Source organism: Pseudomonas synxantha BG33R, assembly GCF_000263715.2.
Classification (GTDB): domain Bacteria; phylum Pseudomonadota; class Gammaproteobacteria; order Pseudomonadales; family Pseudomonadaceae; genus Aquipseudomonas; species Aquipseudomonas synxantha_A.
The window spans coordinates 1,572,814-1,593,277 of the sequence record NZ_CM001514.1; the positions used below are offsets into that span (position 1 = coordinate 1,572,814).

General features: G+C 60.8%; 21 protein-coding genes. 5 read left to right on the forward strand and 16 right to left on the reverse strand.

Annotation, left to right across the window (positions count from 1 at the left end; all coding sequences use genetic code 11):
• Window positions 1–39 precede the first annotated feature (39 nt).
• Together PSEBG33_RS19945 and rpoS are read left to right on the forward strand one after the other, a co-directional pair.
• Complete coding sequence (locus PSEBG33_RS19945; protein ID WP_005785763.1) at window positions 40–876, forward strand: peptidoglycan DD-metalloendopeptidase family protein; 837 nt, start codon at window positions 40–42, stop codon at window positions 874–876.
• A 187-nt stretch (window positions 877–1,063) separates the two neighbouring features.
• Window positions 1,064–1,990 carry an RNA polymerase sigma factor RpoS gene (gene rpoS, locus PSEBG33_RS19940; protein WP_413817856.1) on the forward strand — a complete coding sequence of 309 codons (927 nt, stop codon included), beginning with the start codon at window positions 1,064–1,066 and terminating at the stop codon, window positions 1,988–1,990.
• 148 nt (window positions 1,991–2,138) lie between these two features.
• Here rpoS and PSEBG33_RS19935 read toward each other — a convergent pair whose 3' ends face one another.
• Entirely contained in the window at window positions 2,139–2,348 is a 210-nt protein-coding gene (locus tag PSEBG33_RS19935) for a cold-shock protein (protein ID WP_002554837.1), read from the reverse strand.
• A gap of 388 nt (window positions 2,349–2,736) precedes the next feature.
• Here PSEBG33_RS19935 and dcd point away from each other — a divergent pair, with 388 nt between their 5' ends.
• The gene (gene dcd, locus PSEBG33_RS19930; RefSeq protein WP_005785767.1) at window positions 2,737–3,303 is read left to right on the forward strand and encodes a dCTP deaminase; all 567 of its coding nucleotides are present in this window, start codon (window positions 2,737–2,739) and stop codon (window positions 3,301–3,303) included.
• 108 nt (window positions 3,304–3,411) lie between these two features.
• Window positions 3,412–3,609 carry a hypothetical protein gene (locus PSEBG33_RS19925; protein ID WP_005785769.1) on the forward strand — a complete coding sequence of 66 codons (198 nt, stop codon included), beginning with the start codon at window positions 3,412–3,414 and terminating at the stop codon, window positions 3,607–3,609.
• A gap of 24 nt (window positions 3,610–3,633) precedes the next feature.
• On the opposite strand, the gene pdeM is transcribed toward PSEBG33_RS19925, so the two are convergent.
• The 14 genes from pdeM to PSEBG33_RS19855 form a co-directional block, all read right to left on the reverse strand.
• Window positions 3,634–4,284 (reverse strand): ligase-associated DNA damage response endonuclease PdeM, encoded by a 651-nt coding sequence (pdeM, locus tag PSEBG33_RS19920; protein ID WP_005785771.1) that lies wholly within the window; start codon window positions 4,282–4,284, stop codon window positions 3,634–3,636.
• Window positions 4,284–6,764 carry a ligase-associated DNA damage response DEXH box helicase gene (locus PSEBG33_RS19915; RefSeq protein WP_005785773.1) on the reverse strand — a complete coding sequence of 827 codons (2,481 nt, stop codon included), beginning with the start codon at window positions 6,762–6,764 and terminating at the stop codon, window positions 4,284–4,286. Before PSEBG33_RS19915 ends, pdeM begins: the two co-directional genes overlap by 1 nt.
• A gap of 57 nt (window positions 6,765–6,821) precedes the next feature.
• Complete coding sequence (locus PSEBG33_RS19910) at window positions 6,822–7,586, reverse strand: ABC transporter ATP-binding protein (RefSeq protein WP_005785775.1); 765 nt, start codon at window positions 7,584–7,586, stop codon at window positions 6,822–6,824.
• 13 nt (window positions 7,587–7,599) lie between these two features.
• Window positions 7,600–8,718, reverse strand: a complete 1,119-nt coding sequence (locus PSEBG33_RS19905; RefSeq protein WP_005785777.1) for a succinylglutamate desuccinylase/aspartoacylase family protein — start codon at window positions 8,716–8,718, stop codon at window positions 7,600–7,602.
• Between the two features lie 9 nt (window positions 8,719–8,727).
• Entirely contained in the window at window positions 8,728–9,438 is a 711-nt protein-coding gene (locus PSEBG33_RS19900; protein WP_005785779.1) for an ABC transporter permease, read from the reverse strand.
• Window positions 9,435–10,163 (reverse strand): ABC transporter permease, encoded by a 729-nt coding sequence (locus PSEBG33_RS19895; protein WP_005785781.1) that lies wholly within the window; start codon window positions 10,161–10,163, stop codon window positions 9,435–9,437. The genes PSEBG33_RS19900 and PSEBG33_RS19895 overlap by 4 nt, the downstream gene beginning before the upstream one ends.
• A gap of 56 nt (window positions 10,164–10,219) precedes the next feature.
• The gene (locus tag PSEBG33_RS19890) at window positions 10,220–10,999 is read right to left on the reverse strand and encodes a transporter substrate-binding domain-containing protein (RefSeq protein WP_005785784.1); all 780 of its coding nucleotides are present in this window, start codon (window positions 10,997–10,999) and stop codon (window positions 10,220–10,222) included.
• 220 nt (window positions 11,000–11,219) lie between these two features.
• A complete protein-coding gene (locus PSEBG33_RS19885) occupies window positions 11,220–12,854 on the reverse strand; it encodes an ATP-dependent DNA ligase (protein WP_005785785.1) in 1,635 nt (544 codons plus the stop codon).
• A complete protein-coding gene (locus PSEBG33_RS19880) occupies window positions 12,851–13,855 on the reverse strand; it encodes a ligase-associated DNA damage response exonuclease (RefSeq protein ID WP_005785788.1) in 1,005 nt (334 codons plus the stop codon). The genes PSEBG33_RS19885 and PSEBG33_RS19880 overlap by 4 nt, the downstream gene beginning before the upstream one ends.
• 378 nt (window positions 13,856–14,233) lie before the next feature.
• Entirely contained in the window at window positions 14,234–16,675 is a 2,442-nt protein-coding gene (locus PSEBG33_RS19875; RefSeq protein WP_005785791.1) for a penicillin acylase family protein, read from the reverse strand.
• Between the two features lie 162 nt (window positions 16,676–16,837).
• Entirely contained in the window at window positions 16,838–17,038 is a 201-nt protein-coding gene (locus PSEBG33_RS19870; RefSeq protein WP_003189235.1) for an SEC-C metal-binding domain-containing protein, read from the reverse strand.
• Complete coding sequence (locus PSEBG33_RS19865) at window positions 17,035–17,517, reverse strand: LEA type 2 family protein (protein ID WP_005785795.1); 483 nt, start codon at window positions 17,515–17,517, stop codon at window positions 17,035–17,037. The genes PSEBG33_RS19870 and PSEBG33_RS19865 overlap by 4 nt, the downstream gene beginning before the upstream one ends.
• 21 nt (window positions 17,518–17,538) lie before the next feature.
• Complete coding sequence (locus PSEBG33_RS19860) at window positions 17,539–18,009, reverse strand: YchJ family protein (protein ID WP_005785796.1); 471 nt, start codon at window positions 18,007–18,009, stop codon at window positions 17,539–17,541.
• 4 nt (window positions 18,010–18,013) lie between these two features.
• Window positions 18,014–18,511, reverse strand: a complete 498-nt coding sequence (locus PSEBG33_RS19855; protein WP_005785798.1) for a DUF6231 family protein — start codon at window positions 18,509–18,511, stop codon at window positions 18,014–18,016.
• 188 nt (window positions 18,512–18,699) lie between these two features.
• Between PSEBG33_RS19855 and PSEBG33_RS19850 the strand changes: the two genes are divergently transcribed.
• The gene (locus PSEBG33_RS19850; protein ID WP_032803805.1) at window positions 18,700–19,458 is read left to right on the forward strand and encodes a collagen-like triple helix repeat-containing protein; all 759 of its coding nucleotides are present in this window, start codon (window positions 18,700–18,702) and stop codon (window positions 19,456–19,458) included.
• 531 nt (window positions 19,459–19,989) lie between these two features.
• Here the strand turns inward: PSEBG33_RS19850 and PSEBG33_RS19845 are convergent.
• Window positions 19,990–20,454 (reverse strand): CopD family protein, encoded by a 465-nt coding sequence (locus PSEBG33_RS19845; RefSeq protein ID WP_005785801.1) that lies wholly within the window; start codon window positions 20,452–20,454, stop codon window positions 19,990–19,992.
• Between the last annotated feature and the right edge of the window lie 10 nt (window positions 20,455–20,464).

Sequence of the window (20,464 nt, forward strand, 5' to 3'; positions counted from 1 at the left end):
CCAGGCGTTAACGTTCAGCCACCACAAAGGGAGCGGCGGGTGAGTCTCACAGGTCCTGCGCAGCGAATGAGTAAAACAAGCTTTCAGCGACTGGTGCTTGGCCTTGTCTTGAGTTCCTTATTGGCCGCCTGCTCGAGCACGCCATCGGGCGGTGCGCGTGTCGTTGACCGCACCAACGCAGCACCGCAGCGGCCCACGGTGACCACGGGCCAGTATGTGGTGCGCAAAGGCGACACACTGTTCTCCATTGCCTTCCGTTATGGCTGGGACTACAAGGCGCTGGCTGCTCGTAACAACATTCCCGTGCCCTATACCATTCATCCAGGGCAGACCATTCGTTTCGATGGCCGCACAGGTTCGGCGGCTACGGCAGTTGTGACAAAGTCGGGATCTTCGCCATCGTCTTCGAGCAAAACCACCATCATCACCCGGCCTGCAGGCAGTGCTGCGCCTAGCGTTGCAAGTAAGCCCGCTCCCGCGCCGTTGCCACCTGCAGGGCCGGCGCCGACCGGCTGGGGTTGGCCTTCAAATGGCGTACTGATTGGAAAATTCTCTTCAAACGGTAGTTTGAATAAAGGCATTGATATCGCCGGGGATTTGGGACAGCCTGTTTTGGCTGCGTCTGATGGGACAGTGGTGTACGCCGGGAGTGGTCTACGGGGCTACGGCGAGCTGGTCATCATCAAACACAGCGATACCTACGTCAGTGCCTACGGTCATAACCGCAGGCTGTTGGTTCGGGAGGGGCAGCAGGTCAAAGTCGGACAGACAATTGCCGAAATGGGTTCAACGGGCACAGACCGGGTGAAACTGCACTTTGAGATTCGCCGCCAAGGGAAGCCTGTAGATCCGCTGCAATTCCTGCCCCGTCGTTGATGTGTTGCACAGCCTGTTCCCTCACGTAGAAGGAACAGGCTCCAGCGTTGCCAAGGATAAAGGCGTCGCTTGAGCTTGAGGTCGAACTCACCAAAGGACTATAACAATGGCTCTCAGTAAAGAAGCGCCGGAGTTTGACATCGACGATGAGGTTCTCCTTATGGGGGCCGAAATCGCTACGGAACCGATGTCAGAGAATGAAGGAGCGGCACCACCTTCAGTTCGTACCAAATCCAGGAGCGCCTCCGCGTTAAAGCAACACAAGTACATTGACTACACCCGGGCGCTCGATGCGACTCAGTTGTACCTCAATGAAATCGGCTTTTCCCCTCTGCTCACTCCCGAAGAAGAAGTCCATTTTGCGCGCTTGTCGCAGAAGGGCGATCCGGCTGGGCGCAAACGCATGATTGAAAGCAACCTGCGCCTGGTGGTGAAAATCGCCCGACGCTACGTCAATCGTGGGCTGTCGCTGCTGGACTTGATCGAAGAGGGCAACCTGGGCTTGATCCGGGCGGTGGAAAAGTTCGACCCCGAGCGGGGCTTCCGCTTCTCGACGTATGCTACCTGGTGGATTCGCCAGACCATCGAACGGGCGATCATGAATCAGACCCGTACGATCCGGCTGCCGATCCATGTGGTCAAGGAGCTCAACGTCTACCTGCGGGCGGCGCGTGAGCTGACGCAAAAACTCGATCATGAACCTTCGCCTGAAGAGATCGCCAACCTGCTGGAAAAACCGGTAGGGGAGGTCAAGCGCATGCTGGGCCTTAACGAGCGTGTATCGTCGGTCGACGTCTCGCTGGGGCCGGATTCGGATAAAACCCTGCTGGACACCCTGACGGATGATCGCCCGACCGATCCCTGCGAGCTGTTGCAGGACGATGATCTTTCCCAAAGTATTGACCAGTGGCTGTCAGAGCTTACGGACAAGCAGCGTGAGGTGGTGATTCGCCGCTTCGGCCTGCGTGGTCACGAGAGCAGCACCCTGGAAGACGTAGGCCTGGAGATTGGCCTGACCCGTGAGCGGGTGCGGCAGATCCAGGTGGAGGGCCTCAAGCGCTTGCGTGAGATCCTTGAGAAGAATGGCTTGTCGAGTGAGTCGTTGTTCCAGTAAGCCACGCCGCTTGAAAGCTTGGATGTGGGAGGGGGCAAGCCCCTCCCACATTTTTTATGCCCGGCTTTTGTTCAGGTCTCCCCCAAAATCCAGGCATAAAAAAACCCCGCTTTTAAGGGCGGGGTTTTTTCGACTGAGTCAGTACAAGTTAGATAACTTGAACTTCTTCAGCTTGCATGCCTTTCTGACCGCGGGTAGCGATGAAAGAAACCTGTTGGCCTTCTTTCAGGCTTTTGAAGCCGTCGGATTGGATAGCTTTGAAGTGAACGAACAGGTCGTCACCGGATTGTGGAGTGATGAAGCCGAAGCCTTTTTCATCGTTGAACCACTTAACGGTACCAGTTTGGCGATTAGACATGGTGTAACTCCTTGGACAAAGTTAACTGCGACTCAGGAAAAGCCCTGGCCGAGACTGAGTGCAAAGAGCAGGAAAAATTCTTGGAGATGGTTGGATCGAAATTCAACATATCGTGTAGAGATTCTCAGTGACACAAGCAGCACAGTGGCGCCACCTTAACCCTTTTTCCGGAACGTGCCAATGGTATTTCCGAAGGTTTCTCTATTTTCGTGACTGGCGGTGGTATTTACAGCCCTCCCTGACAGCAGTCCCGGCCCCGGCCATGTTGGCTGAGGCTTATAGCGGGCAGGGCTTTGATCAAGAAAACCCTTGCGGCCTTTGAACCCCAAGGCTGGCCCCGGTAAGATGGCCCACAGATTTTTTCCACCTCGCTATTCAGGACACCGCCATGAGCATCAAATCGGACAAGTGGATTCGCCGCATGGCGCAGGAACACGGCATGATCGAGCCGTTCGTCGAGCGCCAGATTCGTGGCTCGGGCGACGAGCGGGTGATTTCGTACGGGGTCTCCAGCTATGGCTATGACGTGCGTTGCGCCGATGAATTCAAGGTGTTCACCAACATCAATTCGGCGATTGTCGATCCGAAGAACTTCGATGAAAAAAGCTTCGTCGACGTCAAGAGTGACGTGTGCATCATCCCGCCCAACTCCTTTGCCCTGGCGCGTACCGTGGAATTCTTCCGCATTCCCCGCGACGTATTGACCATCTGCCTGGGTAAAAGCACTTACGCTCGTTGCGGCATTATCGTCAACGTCACCCCGCTTGAGCCGGAGTGGGAAGGCCATGTGACCCTGGAGTTCTCCAACACCACCACCTTGCCGGCAAAGATCTATGCCAATGAGGGCGTGGCACAGATGCTGTTCCTGCAGTCCGACGAGGCTTGTGAAGTGTCCTACAAAGACCGCGCCGGCAAGTACCAGGGCCAGCGTGGCGTCACTCTCCCACGCGCTTGATCGAAAGCTCCTACGGTTAAAGGGAATTAGTCTGCACAAAGTGACTCTATTCAGGTGTACTGCCTCGGCGCGTGCAAAACGCGTCGGGCCACGCTTGAGGAGTACCTTATGAAGATCGACCCGCGAATCAGCGCAGAACTCGCCCGGCTTGAACCCAACCAGATTGGTGTTCTGGCCTGGTCCCTGATGGCCAACCCTGCCCATGCAGGCGGCATTCCAGGCCAACCCGAACCCGATTACCCCCAGCCTACCGAACCCGGTGAGCCGACCCTGCCAGACGAGCCACCGCCCGCGCCTGTCGCCTGATACCTGGACGTCCAATCAGTCACATTACTGAATGGGCCATACCTTGTGTTCGCCGATGACAAAGATTCGGTGCTCATCGTCCTGCTGCACGGCATAGCCCCCGGTAAAGGCGCCAAACGCCGGCAGCAGGCTGACCCGTTCGCCGATCTGGAAGCACGGCAAGCGCAAGCGCTCGCGGCCCTTGCCGCGCAGGTGGTACACCGGATGCACATGCCCCGCCAATACGTGGTGGCTGGCATGGGCGTCAGGCTCATGTTGCAGGGCGAAAGGGCCCATCAGCAGCGGCTCTGGCACCACCTCGATCCTCAGGTCAGCAGGCGGGTCGCCTGCCCGTTTATCGTGATTGCCGCGAATCAGGGTCATCGCTAGGGCATCGTTACGTTCACGCCAGGCCCGGATCGCGCCGAGGGTGCCGCTGGCGTGAGAGCCTGGGCCATGCAGGAAGTCACCGAGAAAGATGACCTGCGTGCAAGGCACGGCCGAGAGCAGCTTGTCCAGGCGTTCCAGGTTGGCCGTTGTGGTGCCCTGCGGCACCGGTTGCCCGAGGCTGCGATAGGCTGATGCCTTGCCGAAATGCGCATCGGCTATCAGCAGGCACCGGCGAGCGGGCCAGTACACGGCCTTGTCCGCCAATAACCACAGTTCTTCGCCTGCAAGCGTCAGTGCACAATGCATCAAGCTTTTCCTTTGTCTGCGACTTTTTCCAGGTCCTTGACCATCCGGGCGATGCGCTCCGACAACTTCTCCGAACTCATGCTTTCGCGCATCCGTTCCACCAACAGCGGGAAGGCCAGGGGCGTGGGCCGCTGAATCGTGTGCATGTCCAGTTTCAGTGCCGATAGATGACTTAATGTCTCTTCCAGCCGACGAATATCCAACTCATCGCGCAAGACTTCTTCCCCGGCCTGGGCCAGCAGCAGGTTCTGCGGGTCATATTGCTTGAACACTTCAAAGAATAATCCGCTGGAAGCCTGCACCTGCCGCGTGCTTTTCGGCGCACCGGGATGCCCGGCAAACACCAGCCCGGCGATCCGCGCGATTTCGCGAAAGCGGCGCAGGGCCAGTTCTCCTGCGTTAAGGCTGGCGGCCACATCCTCCAGCAAGCGCTGGGGGCTCAGCAACGCCGTATTCAACAACAACGACCAGTTCACTGGCGTGGCGCTCAACAGTTCCAGGCCATAATCATTCACAGCTATGGAGAAGGTCACCGCCTGCTGCTGACTGACCCGCCACGCCAATAAGCTCGCCAGGCCCAGGTGTACCTGACGGCCGGCGAAGGGGTACAGAAACAGGTGCCAGCCTTCTCGCGATTGCAGGGTTTCGGCGAGCAGGTTGTCGCGCGTCGGCAGGCCAGACCAACGCAGTTGGGTTTGCAGCAGTGGCTGTACCGCCTGCATTTCCGGCCCGTCGAAACGCCCATGCGCCGCCGCGTCAAAACGTTCGACTACCGCTTGGGCCAGCTCGTTGGAAAGCGGCATACGCCCGCCATTCCAGCGTGGCACCGCGGCTTTTTTCGCGCTGCTGCGGCGCACGTAGGCGGTCATGTTTTCCACGCGCACCAATTCCAGCAAACGCCCGGCGAACAGAAACCCATCCCCCGGCTTGAGCCGCGCAATAAAACCCTCTTCGACACTGCCCAGGTTCTTGCCGCCGCCGCCCTTGCTCCAGAATTTCAACTGGATACTGGCATCACTGACGATGGTACCGACGCTCATGCGGTGACGGCGTGCCAGGCGGGCATCCGGTACACGCCAGATGCCATGCTCATCGGGCTCCACACGGCGGTAATCCGGATAGGCGGTAAGTGACAGGCCGCCATGGCGTACAAACCCCAGGGCCCAGGCCCAATCCGCTTCGGTGAGATCGCGATAGGCCCAGGCGCCGCGCACCTCCGCCAGCAGCGCATCCGGGGTAAACCCACCCCCCAGGGCCATGCTGACCAAGTGCTGCACCAGGACGTCCAGCGGCTTGTGTGGCGATTCGCGCGCTTCGATGCGCCGTTGCGCAATTGCATCCTGGGCGGCAGCCGCCTCCACTAGTTCCAGGCTATGGGTCGGCACCAGCGTCACCCGTGACGGCCGACCCGGTGCATGGCCGGAGCGCCCGGCGCGTTGCATCAGCCGCGCCACACCTTTTGCGGAGCCGATCTGCAACACTCGCTCCACCGGCAGGAAGTCCACACCCAAGTCGAGGCTGGAGGTGCACACCACCGCCTTGAGCTGCCCATCTTTCAATGCTCGTTCCACCCAATCCCGGGTCTCCCGCGATAACGAGCCGTGGTGCAGGGCAATCAATCCGGCCCAGTCCGGGCGGGCATCGAGAATCGCCTGATACCAGATCTCCGATTGCGCCCGGGTGTTGGTAAAGACCAGGCAACTGCTGCTGGCTTCTACCTCTGCGACCACTTGCGGCAACATCTTCAAGCCGATATGCCCGGCCCAGGGAAAGCGCTCGGTGACGGGCGGCAGCAAGGTGTCGACCTGCAGTGCCTTGGCCGTCTGCCCCTGTACATTGATCCCACCGCCCTGTGGGACCAGAACCTCCAAAGCGTGGGCCTGATTACCCAGCGTCGCGGAAATGCCCCACACCATCAACTCAGGATGCCAGCGCCGCAAGCGCGCCAGCGCCAGTTGCAACTGCACGCCGCGCTTATTGCCGATCAACTCATGCCATTCATCCACGATCACCATGCGCAGGTGCGCCAGGCTCGTTTCACTGTCGGCCCGCGCCAGCATCAACGTCAGGCTTTCCGGAGTGGTGACCAATGCGGTGGGTTGACGACGGGTCTGGCGTGCGCGTTCGCTGCTGCTGGTGTCGCCGGTGCGCAGGCCCACGCTCCAGGGAATCTGCAGGGCGTCCAGCGGTGCCTGTAGGGCGCGTGCGGAGTCGGCGGCCAAGGCGCGCATGGGCGTGATCCACAACACGGTCAGCGGCTCAGCAGGTGGTTTGCGCTTGCCAGTGGCGGGCGGGCGAGTGATGGCGAAACGGTTGAGGGCGGCAAACCACAGGGCATAGGTTTTACCCGCGCCGGTGCTGGCATGCAGTAACCCTGATTGGCCCGCCTTGACCGCTGCCCAGACGTCTTTCTGAAAGGCGAACGGTTTCCAGCCTTTGGCGGCGAACCATTGTTTGGCGAAATCGTGGGTTTTTGCCATGCGGCAGCTGACGCTCTGGAGGCTCTATTGCAGAGACCCTCCAGACGTCGCAAAGGTTTATTTCAAATTGCCACTCAGAAACTGCTGCAGGCGTTCGCTTTTCGGATTGCCTAGCACATCCTCTGGTGTGCCTTGCTCTTCCACCAGGCCCTTGTGCAGGAACAGTACCTGGCTTGAAACCTTGCGCGCAAAGCTCATTTCGTGGGTCACCATGATCATGGTGCGGCCTTCCTCGGCCAGGCCCTGGATGACCTTCAACACTTCACCGACCAGCTCCGGGTCCAGAGCCGATGTGGGTTCATCGAACAGCATCACCTCCGGCTCCATGGCCAAGGCGCGGGCAATGGCCACCCGTTGCTGCTGGCCGCCGGACAGGAACGCCGGGTATTGATCCGCCACGCGCGCCGGCAGCCCGACTTTGTCCAGGTAGCGACGGGCGCGGTCTTCGGCGTCTTTCTTGCTGCAACCCAACACGCGGCGCGGGGCCATGGTGATGTTTTCCAGCACGCTCATGTGGCTCCACAGGTTGAAGTGTTGGAACACCATCGCCAGCCGTGTGCGCAAGCGTTGTAGCTCGGCGTCGTCGGCCACGCGCATACCATGGCGGTCGCTGACCATGCGGATCGCCTGGCCGTCCAGGGTCATGGCGCCATCGTTGGGGGTTTCCAGGAAGTTGATACAGCGCAGGAACGTGCTCTTGCCGGAGCCGCTGGCGCCGATCAGGCTGATCACGTCACCGGTCCTGGCCTTGAGCGAAACACCTTTGAGCACTTCATTGTCGCCATAGCTTTTATGCAGGCCTTCAACGGTCAGTTTGTACATGGGGCGTGCATCCTCAAGGCGAAAGTAGATAGCCGCTGCGGTAGGCCTGCGTGCCGGCGATATGGCCGATGACCATCCCGGCAGTGGCCATGCGTCGCAGCGAACGGGCGTACAGCAGGCCGGCGTGCTTGCAGCGCACCGGCGTTACGCGGTCGGTAATGGGGTCGATGATTTCGGCGACCAGTTGCCCGGCCTCCAGGTATTGACCCGGCAAGGCACTGAACACCAGCAAGCCGCCGACCGGGCTGGTGACGGGCTCCACACCCGCCAATGGCGTGGCCGGGTAAGCCAGGGCGGGCAGGGGCGTCACATCGCCGGTAATGGCGCCGAAGTGGATCAGGTAATCGATGATGGCCTGGCAGTCCAGCGCGGCAAGACCATGGTTTACATCGCCCTGGCCGCGCAGTTCGACGGTCACCGAAAAACTGCCCATGGGAATCGGGAAGCGCTCGCCGAAACGTTGCTGCAACTGCCACCACACCAGGGTGAAACACTCATCAAAGGACTGCCCGCCGGAGTCGGTGGCCAGCAGGTTGGCCTCGGAGCCGAGGTACCGCGCCAATGGCTCTACCTGTGGCCAGGCTTCAGGTGTGGTGTACAGGTGCGCCACGGCTTCGAAGTCGCAATGCAGGTCGAGCACCATGTCGGCATCACAGGCCAGGCGTTGCAGTACCAGGCGTTGGGATTGCAGTTGGGTCTGGGCGGTGTGCGCGGCCAGGGCGCTGGACAATGCGCTGCGGATCAAGCGGGCATTGTGCTGGGGATCATCGCCCAGCAGCTCTTCGACCTGGTTGCCGACCTCTTCGCCAAGGTCAACGAACAGGCGATTGAAGTTCTGCCCGCTTTCCAGTTCATAGCGGCCCAAGGGGATGTCCATCAACACTTGTTCGAGGCCCACCGGGTTGGCGACCGGCACCAGCACGATTTCGCTACGCAAGCGCCCGGCCGCGGCCAACTCGACCAGGCGTACTTTCAAATGCCAGGCCACCAACATGCCCGGCAATTCATCGGCGTGCAGCGACGACTGGATGTAGACCTTGCCTGCGGCCTGCTGCGGGCCGAAGTGAAAACTGTGGATCTGCCGCGCCGTGCCGGGCACCGGCGCGATCAGGTCATGTAGCTGATGGCGCATTGAGTCTCCTTAATGGCTCGGCCCGAGAAAGGCTAGCCAGCGGCGCTCCGCCAGGCGGAACAGGCCGACCAGGGCAAAGGTCACCGCCAGGTAGATCAACGCGGCGATGCCAAATGATTGAAAGGTCATGAAGGTGGCGGAGTTGGCGTCCCGTGCCACTTTGAGGATGTCCGGGATCGTTGCGGTAAATGCCACCGTGGTCGAGTGCAGCATCAGGATCACTTCGTTGCTGTAGTAGGGCAACGCACGGCGCAGCGCTGACGGCATGATCACGTAGGCGTACAACTTCCAGCCGCTGAGGCCGTAAGCCTTGGCCGCCTCGACTTCGCCATGCGCCATGCTGCGGATCGCCCCGGCGAAAATCTCCGTGGTGTAGGCGCAAGTGTTGAGCGCGAAGGCCAGGATGGTGCAGTTCATCGCGTCGCGAAAAAACGCATCCAGCAGCGGTTGTTCGCGTACGGCGGCAATGCTGTAGATACCGGTGTAGCAGATCAGCAACTGGATATAGAGCGGCGTACCGCGAAACAGGTAGGTGTAGAACTGCACCGGCCAACGTACCAGGCGCTTGCGCGAGACGCGGGCGATGGAAAGCGGGATCGACACCAGAAAGCCGATGACCAGTGCAGCCGTCAGCAACCACATCGTCATGGCAAGGCCGGTGACGTGCTGGCCGTCGCTATAAAGGAAGGGGCGCCAGTATTCCTGCAATAGCTCGATCATCGCACTGCCTCCCGGGCGCCGGCGGAGTAGCGACGTTCCAGACGGCGCAAGACAAAGTTGGAGGCGCTGGTGATCAACAGGTAGATCAGCGCGGCGAGTACCAGGAAGTAGAACAGTTGATAGGTACTTTTTCCCGCATCCTGGGCGGCTTTCACCAGGTCTGCCAGGCCGATGATCGATACCAGCGCGGTGGCCTTGAGCATCACCATCCAGTTATTGCCGATGCCCGGCAGGGCGAAGCGCATCATCTGCGGGAAGGTCACGTAGCGAAACCGCTGCCCGCGCTTGAGCCCGTAAGCAGTGGCGGCTTCCAGTTGGCCGCGGGGCACGGCGAGGATAGCGCCGCGAAACGTTTCGGTGAAATAGGCACCGTAGATAAAGCCCAGGGTGATCACCCCGGCGCTGAACGGGTCGATCTCGATGTATTCCCATTCCATGAAGTCGGTAAAGCTGCTGAGCCAGGTTTGCAGGCTGTAGAAAATCAGCAGCATCAGCACCAGGTCGGGCACCCCGCGAATCAGCGTGGTGTAGAGCTGGGCGGGGATACGCAGGAACGGCAGGCTGGACAGTTTGGCGCTGGCGCCGAGCAGGCCCAGCAGTACGCTGACGGCCAGGGACAGCACCGACAACTTGATGGTCATCCAGGTGCCTTGCAGCAACAGCGGGCCGAAACCCTTCAAGCTGAGCGCGCTCAACCCGAGGGTTTGCAACAGTTCTTCGAACATAAATCAGGACCTATGGCGATAGAAAAGCGCCCCTGCAGGGAGGGGCGCTCCAGGCATTATTTGCCGCTGTACAGGTTCAAATCGCCAAAGTGTTTCTTCTGGATGGTGGCGTAGGTGCCATCATCGTGTAACGCTTTGATACCTTTATCCAAAAGCGCCTTCAGTTCAGTGTTACCTTTTTTGATACCGACCGCGGTTTTCGACGGCAGCAACGGGTCGTCGATGGCGGCGCTGACTTCATAACCGGCACCGGCCGGCGACTTGAGAAAGCCCAGTTCGGCTTGCAGCATGTCCTGCACCGACGCGTCGAGGCGGCCGGAGGTCAGGTCGGCATACACCTGATCCTGGTTGGCGTAGGCCTTGGTGGTTACCCCGGCTTTGTCCAGCACGGCCTTGGCGTAGGCTTCCTGGATGGTGCCTTGCTCGTAGCCCACGGACTTGCCCTTGAGGGACTCAGGTGTCGAGTAGCCAGCCCCTTTTTTGAACACCAGCGACGTGGGGCCGGAGAACAGCTCGGTGGAGAAGTCGATTGCCTTTTCGCGCACCGGCGTTACGGTCATGGATGAAATCACGCCATCGAACTTGTTGGCTTTGAGGCCCGGGATCATGCCGTCAAAGTCACTTTCAACCCACTTGCACTTGACCTTCAGCTCCGCGCAGATCGCATTGCCCAGGTCGATATCGAAGCCAACCAGGCTGCCGTCGGCGGCTTTGGATTCGAACGGTGCGTAGGACGGGTCGACACCAAAACGCAATTCCTTATATTCCTTGGCGGTAGCGACACCAGCGGCCATGCACAGAGCCAGTGCAGAAAGGGTCAGCAATGCTTTTTTCATTATGTATTCCCTGGAAACCAAGATAAGCGCTTGTGGCGCGTTTAGGACTGTTACTGAACGGTGTCAGACGCAGCACAAGTAGCAATTTCTGCACCATAGTTCCGGACGGGCTTTTTAAAAGGTGGGATAAGGCAAGGCTGAGTGTAGGAGATGCCCGAAAATGGGCATCTGAAAATGGGTGCACCATTGCAGGTCTGTGGAGATCCCACAGGGATTTAGGTCAAGTCAGTAGGTCCTGCAGTGTGGCGAGGTTGTCAGCCTCTTCCACCGTCTTGTCCTGACGCCAGCGCAACATGCGCGGAAACCGCACCGCAATCCCGCTCTTGTGCCGTTTGGACAGGGCGATACCCTCAAACCCCAACTCAAACACCATGTTTGGCGTCACGCTGCTGACCGGGCCGAACTTCTCCACGGTAGTTTTGCGCACAATCGCATCGACTTTGCGCATTTCCTCGTCGGTCAGCCCGGAATAGGCCTTGGCGAACGGCACCAGCGTGCGCTCGCTGCCCGGCGGGCCGTCCCATACCGCGAAGGTGTAGTCGCTGTACAGGCTGGCGCGCCGGCCATGGCCGCGCTGGGCGTAGATCAACACGGCGTCGACGCTGAAGGGGTCGACCTTCCATTTGAACCACAGGCCCATGTCCTTGGTGCGGCCCACACCGTACAGGCCCTTGCGATCCTTGAGCATCATGCCTTCAACACCAAGGCTGCGAGAGGCTTCGCGCTGGGTCGCCAGCGCTGCCCAGGTTGGCCCCTCGATCAGCGGCGAAGGCAACAGCACCGGTTGGTTGCACGCGGCAATCACCTGTTCCAATTGCGTGCGGCGCTCGGCCTGGATGTGGTTGCGCCAGTCGTCGCCCTGATACTCCAGAAGGTCGTAAGCGAGCACGGCGACGGGCGCATCCTCAAGTACCTTTTTACTCAGGGTTTTGCGACCGATCCGCTGTTGCAGCAGCGCGAAGGGTTGCACCGCGTCTTTCCACACCACGATTTCGCCATCGATCACCGTGCCGTCGGGCAGGCCACTGACCAGGCTGTGAAGCTCGGGGAAACGCTCGGTCACCAACTCTTCACCCCGTGACCAGATCCACAGGCGCCCCTCGCGCTTGACCAACTGCGCACGGATGCCATCGAACTTCCATTCCACCTGCCAGTCGGCGGGGGAGCCGAGCAGGCTGTCGAATTGCTCGACGGGTTGCGCCAGCCCGTGGGCGAGAAAAAACGGATATGGCTGCCCGCCACGTTGTGCATGTTCGTCGGATGATTCGGCAGCGATCAGCTTGAGATAGCCCTCGGCTGTAGGACGGTTGGACAGGTCGGTATAACCCACCAACCGCTGCGCCACGCGCTTGCTATCCAGATTGGCCATGGCGGCAAGGGCGCGGGTAACCAGCAGTTTGGAGACGCCGACGCGAAAGCTGCCGGTGATCAACTTGATGCACACCATCAGGCTCGGTTGATCCAGTTGCGCCCATAACGCAGGCAGGCGCTCGGCAAGGTCCATGGGTGAAAGGCCGCGCAGAGGCAGCAGTTTTTCTTCCAGCCACACGGCAAGCCCGTCTTCAGAGCTGTAGGTCGATTCGGGGAGCAGCAGGGAGATGGTTTCGGCCAGGTCGCCTACGGACTGGTAGCTCTCTTCAAACAGCCACGGCTCGATGCTCGCCGCCTCAGTCGCCATATCCCTGAGCAAGCGTGTGGGCACCAGTTGCCGTGGTCGCCCGCCGGAGAGGAAGTACACCGCCCATGCCGCATCTTCCGGCGGCGCTTGCAGGAAGTAGGCTTGCAGGGCTGCGAGCTTGGCATTGCTGGAGGTGGTGGCGTCGAGGTTGGCGTACAGCTCGGCGAAGGCTTTCATGCCGTGGCCTCTTCTTCGTCATCACCGTATTCGGTGCTGAAGCCCTGGGCGTCCAGGCCCTTTTCTCGCAGGTGGCGTACCAGCACGCCGACCGAACCGTGGGTAACCATCACCCGTTCGGCGCCGGTTTGTTCGATGGCCCACAACAGCCCGGGCCAATCGGCGTGGTCCGACAGCACAAAGCCGCGATCCACCCCGCGCCGGCGTCGTGTACCGCGCAGGCGCATCCAGCCGCTGGCGAAGGCGTCGCTGTAGTCGCCAAAACGGCGCATCCAGGTGCTGCCGCCGGCGGAGGGCGGGGCGATGATCAAGGCTTGGCGCAGTAAACGGTCGGTCTTTTTGAAATCCCCGGCATACAGGGTTTCGGGAATGTAGATGCCGGCCTCGCGGTAGACCCGGTTCAGCGGCTCGACGGCGCCATGGCTGAGGATCGGACCGATGCTGGCGTCGAGGCCATGCAGAATGCGCTGGGCCTTGCCGAAGGAATAGCAGAACAGCACGCTGGCCTTGCCCGTGGCGATATTGGCCTGCCACCAGTCATTGATCCCGGCAAAGATCTGCGCTTGGGGCTGCCATCGGTAGATCGGCAGGCCAAAAGTGGATTCGGTGATAAAGGTGTGGCAACGCACCGGCTCGAAAGGCGCACAGGTGCCATCGGGTTCGACCTTATAGTCGCCGGACGCGACCCAGACTTCACCCTGATATTCCAGGCGCACCTGAGCCGAACCGAGCACGTGCCCGGCCGGATGGAAACTCAAGGTCACGCCGTGATGCAGCAACTGCTCACCGTAGGCCAGGGTTTGCAAGTTGATGTCCTGGCCCAGGCGCCAGCGCAGGATGCCTTCGCCGGGGGCGGCGGCCAGGTAATGTTGGTTGCCGGTGCGGGCGTGGTCGCCGTGGGCGTGGGTGATGACCGCACGTTCCACTGGGCGCCAGGGGTCGATATAAAAATCACCGGCAGGGCAGTAGAGGCCTTCGGGGCGGGCGATGACGAGGTCCATGGGGTGACCGGGGCTGGGGGCTTGTTACTTATGAGGCGGGGCTGGTTGCAGAAGTTCTATCTGAATGCAGGTAATGCAAAGGTGGGAGTTGGCTTACCTGCGATGACGGCCTGACAGTCGACGCTGTTATAACGAGTACATATCCATTCCTGCGGTAACGGCCACTTAGGGTTCCGCCCTGACGGCGGCTAAACCGGCATCCCTGCCGGTTTACCCCCCAAATCCCTGTCGAATTCCGGCCAGCGTGGTTTGACGGGGCGCTTCAGATCAAGAGCAAGAGCAAGATCAAGAGCGGCCGCTTCGCATCGTGGTTACTCGGCTGCTATCGCAGGCAAGCCGGCTCCCACAGCGTTATCCGGTTTTGTCAGGGAAGCCCGGTTACTTACCGGGCGTCAGGGTCAACCTGGTCTTGCCATACACCTTTTCAAAGTTCTGCGGCTGCATCGGGAAGCTCAGGTATTGCGCCTTGAGCGACGGGTCAATGCCGTTGGCATAGTTCGGGCTGGCCGGGTTGCCGGACTGGCCGATACCGCCCTGGCCCAGCATGGGTTCGGCCAGGCCGAAGTCGATGATCATGCGCAGCGCCGACACCTGGGTGGTGTTGAAATCCTCACCCCAGTTATACGGCGCCGGGTTCAAGGTGTTGTGGTCGCCACCACTGGCGAAGGGGCCGCGAATCACCTGGCCACTGGCGTTTTTCCAGGTGGTGCTGTGCAGCTTGCCCCACTGCCAGGCTTTGTGATCGGCACCCAGTTGGCTGTCACCGGCAGTGATAGCGGCGGCAAGCGTGCGGGCCAGGATCGCCGGTTTGTCTTCTTTTTGCGGTGTACGCGTGTCATCCCAGAACGGACTGTCTTCGCGGCCCAGCAGGTGGTCGGCGATGGCTGAGTAGGACAGGCTGGCGTTGCTGACAAAGGCTTTCCAGCTGGCGCTGTCTTGCGGGCCGAGTTTGTCGAGGAAAATCTGCCTGGCGCTTTCCTGCAGGAACAGCTCGTAGATCGCCGCGTCAGCCGAGGTTGGCGCAAGGCGACCATCGAATGCCATCAGGCGCTCCAGTGCTTCGCGAGCCTTGACGCGCTCCGCTGGCGGCAGGGCGTCGATTGCCTGCTTGAGCGGCTGGGCCATGCCCGGGGCCTGGAACATGCTCTTGAGCTTGGCGGCGAAGGTCGTGGTCTGGTCGTATTGCATGGCGATCAGGCTGCGGCTGTCATGCTTGCCGGCACCGGCCAGTTGCGCGAGGCGTTCGCTGCGCTCCGGTGCATCCCAGGAGTTGGACAGTTGCATCCCGTAGCCACGCGGTGCGGTGCGCTGGTTGGCCGTGCCGATCCAGCCCTGGGCCGGGTCCTGGTCGTAGGGGTGCAGCATCGCATCGGCATAACCGTCCCAGTCAAAGCGCGTGTCCCAACCCGGCGATGGCAACAGGCCCTCGCCCTCGCGGCGGTTGGGGAAGCGGCCGGTGACTTGCCAGCCGATATTGCTGGCGTCGGCAAAGATCATGTTCAACGCGATGGCGCGAATCTCGCGAGTGGCGTCCGAGGCCTTGCCGGCGTTTTGCGCACGGGACAGGTCGAAGAACGCGTCCAGGCTCTTGTCGTCCTTGAAAGCAGCAGTCTGCAGGGCCAGGCCGAGACCGCTGGTGAGGGCCTGGCTGCTATTGAGCAACGCACCGTGACGGGTTTCGTACACCGTTTCGCGAATCGAGCGCTGGCCCTTGATAAAGAAGGTTTCGTTGCGCACGCCAGCCGGCAGCCATTTGCCGTTGTTCTCGTAGTACAACGCGTTGCCCTGGCGCTTGACCTTCTCCAGGAACAGGTCCTGGGTGTCGCCCTTGACCGCGCTCATGCTCCACGCCACCTTGCCGTTGAAACCGGACAGCAGGGTCGGCAGGCCAGCGATCGAAGCACCCACGGCCTGATATTTAGGCGCGCGAATCTGCACGTAGCTCCATGGCGACGGGGCTTGTGGCGTGGCGGCGATATCGTTGGCGAGCAGGCTTTTGCCGCTGCGGCTGCGTTGCGGGGCGATGGCCCAGTTGCTTGAGGTGGTGACCCCGAGCGTGTTGAGGCCGCTCAACTGCTGGCTTACGGTGCCCAGGGCGGCGAGGCCGCTGATCTGCCCCAGGTTCACGCCCTTGAGCTTGTCGGCCTCGGCCAGCGGCACGGCTTCGTCCGGCGCGCTTGGGATGAGCCAGGCGAGTTTGTCGACGCCGACCTTTTGCGCCAGCACCAAGGACGAAATCTCTTCCTGCAGGTTGCTCGACTCACTGAAATTGAGCAGGCAGAACAGTAGCGCCGAGTCTTCCGGCTTCCAGTATTCGGGTGTGTAACCGCTTTGTGCCAGGTCCGCCGGCAGCTTGTCGCGATAGCGGAACAGGTAGGCATTGACGCCCCGGGCATACACTTCAAAGAAGCGCTTGAGGCGCGGCGACGAGGCGTTGTACAGCTCGCCCGCGCTTTTCTTGAGGTTGACCGCACGCATGAAACGGTCGACATCCAGCACTTGAGGCCCGGACATTTCCGCCAGGCGGCCCTGTGCCAGCAGGCGCAAGGTGACCATCTGGGCAATGCGGTCGCTGGCGTGCACATAACCAAGGCTGAACAGCGCGTCGTGGAAGGTGTTGCTTTCGATCAGCGGCATGCCTTGGGCATTGCGGCGTATCGATACATTCTGTGCCAGGCCCTTGATTGGCTGTACGCCAGCCACAGGTGGCAGGGTGTCCTGGGTGTTCTGGAGCTGGCAACCCGCCAGGCCCAAGGCACTGGCCACTGCCGCGGCAACGCCGAACCGGGGAAGAAAGTGTAAGAGGGCTGGCGAGGCCATGGCAAAGCTCCTGCGGGGGGTAGCGTCAGTAAAGGCGCTACGTTAGTGAGCGCGGCGAAACGACGCAAGCGGGAGTTGTGTAATTGCGTGAGTGCTCAAGCTATGTGCAAATCAATGTAGGAGGGAGAAAGCCCCCTCCCACATTTTGATCATCAGTGCGGCTTATGCGCCATGGCACTTCTTGAATTTCTTCTCGCTGCCGCACGGGCAAGGATCGTTGCGGCCAACATCCTTCAAGGCGTTGCGCACCGGTTCCTGGTGAGCGTGGCCGCAGTTCGGCCCGTGGACATGGCCGTGGTCGTGATCATGGTGATCGTGATCGTGGTTGCAGTCAGGACCATGGACATGGGGTTGCTGAGTCATCGATGTTGCTCCGGAATAAAATCGCCGGGGATTATCTCGCCATTGTGAGCCACCTGCACGTCATTACCGATGAATAATCCGGTTTTCAGCTCGCCCTCCAGGCGATAGGGCACGGGGCGCTCGGGATTTTTCAGCATCTGCACCACATCGCGTACGCGTGGCCAGAGGTTGGTGCGTACCGAGACCCGGAAGACTTTATGACCGCGCGGCGGCACGGTCAGCCATTCATTGGATTCGCCTTCGGTCAACACCAGATCGCCAAGGGTGACCTTGTAGATCAGGCCGCGCACGGTCAGGTCGGCATCGTCGCGGTTGTCCACGCGAAAGTAGAGTTTGAATTTCTGCTCCAGCAGCTTGGCGCGCACGACTTCGACCTTCACCAGCGATACGTGAGGCGGCGGCGAGTCGTCTTCGAACCACGAGGCGCAGCCGGTCAGGCCCAGGGTTAACGCCAGCATCAAGCTATAAATCCGAAGCATGGCGTTATCCCTGTGAGTGAATTAAAGGTAGCTGGAACAGCACTTCTTGAACTTCTGCCCACTGCCGCACAGGCACGCGTCATTACGCCCGGCCTTCAGTTCCACCGTAGGGTCGATGAAGTACCAGCGCCCCTCATTCTGTACGAAAGAAGACTGCTCGCGGTGGCTATGTTCGCCGGTGCTGTCATGCCAGCGCGCAGTAAAGGTGACGAACGCGTGTTCCGGCTGGCCGCCGAAGACCTCGGAGCTTTCCACCTCAAGGCCCAGCCAGGTGCTCTGCGCACTCCAGGCGGCGATGGCGTCGCGGTCCAGACCGGCCTGTTGCGCGGGCAGGGTGGTGGCCACCAGGTAATCGACCAGGCCCAGCACATAGGCGCTGTAGCGCGAGCGCATCAACGCACTGGCACAGGGCGCCGGGTGGCCGGCGTGATAATGGCCGCAGCAGGCATCCAGCAGATTGCCGCTGCCGCACGGGCAAATGGATGTACTCATCGGGTTACCACCAATACTTTCCAAAATTCTCCGGGTTGGCCCAGAAGCGTGCGTTGAGCCAGTCGGGCACTTGTTTATAGTCAAGCAGATCATAGGTAAACAGCGTCAGAACTTGCTCATCGCGCTGGAAGCGCTCGCCGGCTTGCAAGGCCAGGGAAAAGAAGTCGGTGTCCTTCCAGTCGCAGGCACGCAGGTCGACCAGCACCGCGATCCGGCTGGCATTGAGGTTTCGAATGCCGCCCAGAAGCGTCAGACCTTGAGGCTTGGGCAAGTGTTCAAGGCAATCGACTACCAGCGCCAAATCAAAACGCTGCGCTGCCAGTTCGGCAGGCAGTGGCCCAGGTGCGGCGACACAGACGTTCACATCCGGGTGCGCGGTTTTAAACGCCTCCAGCGCCGGAAACTGGCTGGCGCCCAATAACAGCAGGCGTTTGGGCTGGTGCAACTCAAGCAGGGCAGCCAGGGCTTGCTGGGGTGTACGGGAAGAAATTCCAGCGGTCATTGCAGATCCTCACATCAGGACGGTAGAGACTAGCGCGGCTGGGCGTGCCAGCCTAGGACATTGCGGTCAGGGCCACGGCGGCTTGTACCGTACCAGCGGAAGTTTTTTGATCCTTCACTGGCAAATCGCCGGTAGAAGTCGTTACTGTGCGCTCAAAGAAAAATTTGAAAACACTCAGGAGCCCCATGATGCGTAAGGTTTTTCTGTTGGCCCTGCTGGTCAGCCCCATTGCCCTGGCCCAGAGCGTCAGTGTCGAAACCAACTCGTTGATTCGCCTGCCCAGCAGCACCAGCGTGTTGCAGCTTGAGCGCCTGGACGTGGCGGACTATGGCACTTTGCTGATTCCGGCCACTATCAGTCAGGTCACTGTGGATGAGTTGCACCTGGGGCGTGACGCACGCATCACCATTGTTCCCGGCGCTAGCGCGCTGCAAATGCAAGTGCGCCAGGCGCAACTGGAGCAGGGTAGCCAGATCACGTCGCGCGGCGCCCCCGGCACCCATGAAAAACCTGCCAAGGCTGGGCGTGACCTGACCTTGCGGATCAATTCCCTCACTGCTGAAGCGTTGTCGGTAGACGCCCGCGGCGGTGCCGGTGCCCAAGGGTATGCGGGCCTGGATGGCGCCAACGGCGTGGACCCAGGCTGCACCTGGGGTTCGGCCGGGCGCGGGTTTAACGGTGACAACGGCGGTGACGGCCTGCCGGGTGCGGCGGGTGCGCAGGTACGTCTGGAGTTGCCGCAGGACTTCCCGATTGAGCAAATCAAGGTCTGGGTGGACGGCGGTGCCGGTGGGTTGCCTGGCGTGGCGGGTAAACCTGGCAAGGGTGGGCAGTCCAAGGGCTGCCTGGTGTACCGCGCCGATGGTGGCGACAAGGGTCGGCCGGGGCTTGAAGGGCAGCCGGGGCCGGCCGGGCCTGCGGGGGCGGTGACCATTCAGCGGCTTTGAGTCGACTGTTCCGATGCTACCGGGGCAAGGCGAGTCGTCGCATCGCCCCTTCCACATGTTGGAATGCATTTCAGGTGGGAGGGGGCTTGCCCCCGATGGCGGCCTCAGGGCCGACCAGGATGCTGGATCAGACCGAGTACATATCCGTTATTTGGGTAACGGCTGCTATTGGTTCCGCTCTTACAGCGGCTCACTTTTGAAAAGCCGGAATGCCGGCCCAGACAAAAGTAAGCAAAACGCTCTTGCCCCACCACTTGGCACCTCGCCTAGGCTCGGTGTGCCCGTAATCCGCCAGTGATTTGGGGGGCCGCCGCCACGCGCCATCCATGGCGCGGGGCGGCTAAACCGGCATCCCTGCCGGTTTACCCCCCAAATCCCTGTCGAATTCCGGCCAGCGTGGTTTGACGGGGCGCTTAAGATCAAAAGCAGATCAAGATCAAGAGCGGCTCGCTTCGCATCGTGGTTACCGTTGGGTACGGCGAACTGTAGTTGTGTAGATATCCACACCCCGATGGCGATGCAAGCCTCGCCTCAGAACATCGGTCGAGCCGAAGCAATCGCCACCACCACCAACCCTACGATCAGATTAATCCCCACCAATTTGCGAATCTGCCCCAGCGCAGCCGCGCCCGCCGGCCAGTCCTCAGCCGCCACCGCCTTGCGCAGTTCCGGGAACTTCAACGCCTGGATGCGGATAAACAGCGCAGTCATCACCAGATACAACCCCATCATCACCTGCACATAGCGCGGCGCGGTTTCAAAACCGTTGAAGCGCAGTTGCAGCAAACCAACGCCGCTGATCGGCAAAATCACGACCGCGACCCACACCCACACAAAAAAACGTTGAAGCACATTTGCCCACAACTTGAGCCGGGCAGGGCCCTCAAGGGCCGCCATGGCGGCGGGTCGCAGGATCATCCAGGCGAAAAACATACCGCCGACCCAAATCAGGGCGGCCAGTACATGCAGGGTGTAAGCGAGGCTAAACGCGGTCATTGTGGTACTC